This is a genomic window from Microcoleus sp. B9-D4 (assembly GCF_036705105.1).
Classification (GTDB): Bacteria; Cyanobacteriota; Cyanobacteriia; order Cyanobacteriales; family Microcoleaceae; genus Microcoleus.
This window is the reverse complement of the sequence record NZ_JAUBTS010000131.1, coordinates 2501-5566: the sequence shown is the minus strand read 5'-3', so window position 1 is coordinate 5566 and position 3066 is coordinate 2501. Positions and strand designations below refer to the sequence as shown.

Below are 3066 nucleotides of genomic sequence, written 5' to 3'. Positions count from 1 at the left end.
TGGGCTGTAAGAGCCTGACGATGACCTACTTTCACACGGGAACCCGCACTATCATCGGCGCAAAGTCGTTTCACTGTCCTGTTCGGGATGGGAAGGAGTGGTACCAACTTGCTATGGTCATCAGGCATAACTGGGTGCTGGGCTGTTCAAGGAACAGCCTAGCGAATTCATAGAGTTTGGAATCAGATTTTTGTGTCTTTTGACTGCGTCAACTTGGCATAACAATCTTTGAGCTTTTCACGCATCCCTTACGGTTTGCATATTGGCTATCAAAGTTATAGGGTCAAGCCGCACGAGCAATTAGTATCAGTTAGCTTAACGCATTACTGCGCTTCCACACCTGACCTATCAACGTCCTGGTCTTGAACGACTCTTTAGGGGGCTCAAGGCCCCGGCAGATCTCATCTTGAAACGAGTTTCCCGCTTAGATGCTTTCAGCGGTTATCTCTTCCACACTTAGCTACTCGGCAATGCCACTGGCGTGACAACCGATACACCAGAGGTGTGTCCACTCCGGTCCTCTCGTACTAGGAGCAGGCTTCCTCAAATCTGCAGCGCCCACGGAAGATAGGGACCAAACTGTCTCACGACGTTTTAAACCCAGCTCACGTACCTCTTTAAATGGCGAACAGCCATACCCTTGGGACCGGCTACAGCCCCAGGATGAGATGAGCCGACATCGAGGTGCCAAACACCGCCGTCGATATGAACTCTTGGGCGGTATCAGCCTGTTATCCCCAGAGTACCTTTTATCCGTTGAGCGATGGCCCTTCCATACAGAACCACCGGATCACTATGTCCTGCTTTCGCATCTGCTCGACTTGTCAGTCTCGCAGTTAAGCACGCTTATGCCATTGCACTATCGTCACGATGTCCGACCGTAACTAGCGTACCTTCGAACTCCTCCGTTACGCTTTGGGAGGAGACCGCCCCAGTCAAACTGCCTACCATGCACTGTCCCCGATCCAGATAATGGACCTAGGTTAGAACCTCAAACACACCAGGGTGGTATTTCAACGTTGGCTCCATGACATCTAGCGACATCACTTCAAAGCCTCCCACCTATCCTACACAGATCTGTTCAAAGTCCAATACAAAGCTACAGTAAAGGTTCATGGGGTCTTTCCGTCTTTCCGCGGGGAGATTGCATCATCACAAACATTTCAACTTCGCTGAGTCTCAGGAGGAGACAGTGTGGCCATCGTTACGCCATTCGTGCAGGTCGGAACTTACCCGACAAGGAATTTCGCTACCTTAGGACCGTTATAGTTACGGCCGCCGTTTACTGGGACTTCAATCAAGAGCTTGCACCCCATCATTTAATCTTCCAGCACCGGGCAGGCGTCACACCCTATACGTCCACTTTCGTGTTTGCAGAGTGCTGTGTTTTTATTAAACAGTCGCAGCCACCGATTTTTTGCAACCCCGTTGGGCTCGCCTTGTACAGGTTCACCTACTTGGGGCATACCTTCTCCCGAAGTTACGGTATCAATTTGCCGAGTTCCTTCTCCTGAGTTCTCTCAAGCGCCTTAGAATACTCATCTCGCGCACCAGTGTCGGTTTGCGGTACGGTCGTCAATAGCTGAAGCTTAGTGGCTTTTCCTGGAAGCAGGGTATCACTCACTTCGTCTGCAAGCAGACTCGTTATCACCCCTCATCTAAGCCCGGCGGATTTGCCTACCAGGCACGACTACAGGCTTGAACCAACATATCCAACAGTTGGCTGAGCTAACCTTCTCCGTCCCCACATCGCACTATTGATCGGTACAGGAATATTGACCTGTTTCCCATCAGCTACGCATCTCTGCCTCGCCTTAGGGGCCGACTCACTCTACGCCGATGAACGTTGCGTAGAAAACCTTGCGCTTACGGCGAGGGGGCTTTTCACCCCCTTTAACGCTACTCATGTCAGCATTCGCACTTCTGATACCTCCAGCATCCGTTACCAGACACCTTCACAGGCCTACAGAACGCTCTCCTACCACGTGCAATAAATTGCACATCCGCAGCTTCGGTAACTGGCTTAGCCCCGTTACATCTTCCGCGCAGGACGACTCGATCAGTGAGCTATTACGCTTTCTTTAAATGATGGCTGCTTCTAAGCCAACATCCTGACTGTTTTAGCCTTCCCACTTCGTTTCCCACTTAGCCAATTTTAGGGACCTTAGCTGGCGGTCTGGGTTGTTTCCCTCTTGAGTCCGGACGTTAGCACCCGGTGCTCTGTCTCCCAAGCTGTACTCGTCGGTATTCGGAGTTTGCATAGGTTTGGTAAGTCGCCATGACCCCCTAGCCTAAACAGTGCTCTACCCCCGACGGTAATACTTGAGGCACTACCTAAATAGTTTTCGGAGAGAACCAGCTATTTCCAAGTTTGTTTAGCCTTTCACCCCTATCCACAGCTCATCCGCTAGTTTTGCAACACTAGTCGGTTCGGACCTCCAGTACCTGTTACGGCACCTTCATCCTGGCCATGGATAGATCACTTGGTTTCGGGTCTACACCCAGCGACTGATTCGCCCTATTCGGACTCGATTTCTCTACGGCTTCCCTATTCGGTTAACCTTGCCACTGAATGTAAGTCGCTGACCCATTATACAAAAGGTACGCAGTCACCCTTGCGGGCTCCTACTTTTTGTAAGCATGCGGTTTCAGGATCTATTTCACTCCCCTCCCGGGGTTCTTTTCGCCTTTCCCTCACGGTACTGGTTCACTATCGGTCGATTACGAGTATTTAGCCTTGGAGGATGGTCCCCCCATATTCAGACAGGATTTCTCGTGTCCCGCCCTACTTTTCTCTAGCTTAGTACCACACGTCTGTTTTCGCATACAGGGCTATCACCTGCTATGGCCGGACTTTCCATTCCGTTTTGCTAACAGTCGTGCTATCACTAGAAGGCTCTTCCGATTTCGCTCGCCACTACTTTCGGAATCTCGGTTGATGTCTTTTCCTCGAGCTACTGAGATGTTTCAGTTCACCCGGTTCGCCTCGCATACCTATGTATTCAGTATGCGATACCTCTTGCGAGGTGGGTTTCCCCATTCAGAAATCTCCGGATCAAAGCTTAT

Annotated in this window: 2 rRNA genes (1 of these 2 running past the window's edge); both read right to left on the bottom strand. The window is 50.8% G+C overall.

Annotated features, from left to right (window positions below):
• Window positions 1–12 precede the first annotated feature (12 nt).
• Window positions 13–125 (bottom strand): 5S ribosomal RNA (gene rrf, locus QUB24_RS32850).
• A gap of 154 nt (window positions 126–279) precedes the next feature.
• A 23S ribosomal RNA gene (locus tag QUB24_RS32845) occupies window positions 280–3066 on the bottom strand; it runs 92 nt beyond the window's last position.